1 protein-coding gene is annotated in these 1447 nt (G+C 48.9%); it reads left to right on the top strand.

Annotation, left to right across the window (positions count from 1 at the left end; genetic code table 11):
- The coding region (locus AB4133_RS08480; protein ID WP_372224213.1) for a tandem-95 repeat protein at nt 1–1447 on the top strand (1447 nt) is incomplete at both ends.

Below are 1447 nucleotides of genomic sequence, written 5' to 3'. Positions count from 1 at the left end.
GTAATGGCACATACACCTTTGCGCCGAATGAAAACTTCAATGGTGACGTAAACTTCGGCTTCGATGTGTCAGATGGCACCGATACGGTCTCTGCGAACATCGATGTAAGTGTGACTGCGGTTGATGATGCGCCTGTGTCTGGTGACCTAGCGTACTCAATCGACGAAGATGGTTCGATTCGTTTAAGCCAAGAGCAATTGCTATCGCAAGCGTCAGATGTTGAAGGCGATGACCTGACAGCTAGCGACCTTACGGTTGGTGGAGATGCAACGGTTGTAGCTAATGATGACGGCAGCTTCACCATCACGCCAGATGAGAACTTCAATGGTGATATCGATATTAGCTTCGATATCTCAGATGGTACCAATACCGTTCAAGCATCAGCTGACCTAGCGGTTAACCCAGTTAACGACCTGCCAGTCCCTCAAGATCAACAGTTCAGCGTTGAAGAAGACGGCACACTCATCTTCACTGATGCAGACCTGTTAACAGGCGCAACGGACATTGAAGGCGACAACCTAACGGTTGAAGGTGTGACCTACGATGGCGGTGACGGTATCCTTACTGATAACGGTAATGGTACTTACACCTTTGCGCCAAACGAGAACTTCAATGGTGACGTAAACTTCGGTTTCGATGTGTCAGACGGAACCGATACGGTATCTGCAAACATCGATGTGAGCGTAACTGCCGTTGATGATGCACCAGTGTCTGGTGACCTAGCGTACTCAATCGATGAAGACGGTTCTATCCGTTTAAGCCAAGAGCAATTGCTATCACAAGCATCTGACGTAGAGGGCGATGACCTGACTGCTAGCGACCTTACGGTTGGTGGAGATGCGACGGTTGTAGCTAATGATGACGGCAGCTTCACCATCACGCCAGATGAGAACTTCAACGGTGACATCGATATCAGCTTCGATATCTCTGATGGTACTAACACCGTTCAAGCATCAGCTGACCTAACCGTTAACCCAGTAAATGATTTGCCAGTATCTCAAGATCAACAGTTCAGTGTTGAAGAAGATGGAACGCTTATCTTCACCGATGCAAACCTATTAACAGGCGCTACTGACATTGAAGGCGACAACCTAACGGTTGAAGGTGTGACCTACGATGGTGGCGACGGTATCCTGACCGACAACGGTAATGGTACGTACACCTTTGCTCCGAATGAAAACTTCAATGGCGACGTAAACTTCGGCTTCGATGTCTCTGACGGAACCGATACGGTGTCAGCAAACATCGATGTGAGTGTAACTGCCGTTGATGATGCACCTGTGTCAGGCGATTTAGCGTACTCAATCGATGAAGACGGTTCGATTCGTCTAAGCCAAGAGCAGCTGCTTTCTCAAGCCTCTGACGTGGAAGGCGATGACCTGACTGCTAGCGGCCTAACGGTTGGCGGTGATGCAACCGTTACTCAAAACGATGATGGCAGTTTCAC

The organism is Vibrio sp. 10N.286.52.F8, from assembly GCF_041468745.1.
Lineage (GTDB): Bacteria > Pseudomonadota > Gammaproteobacteria > Enterobacterales > Vibrionaceae > Vibrio > Vibrio crassostreae_C.
The sequence above is the reverse complement of the archived record's forward strand: the minus strand, read 5'-3'. Positions and strand labels throughout refer to the sequence as shown.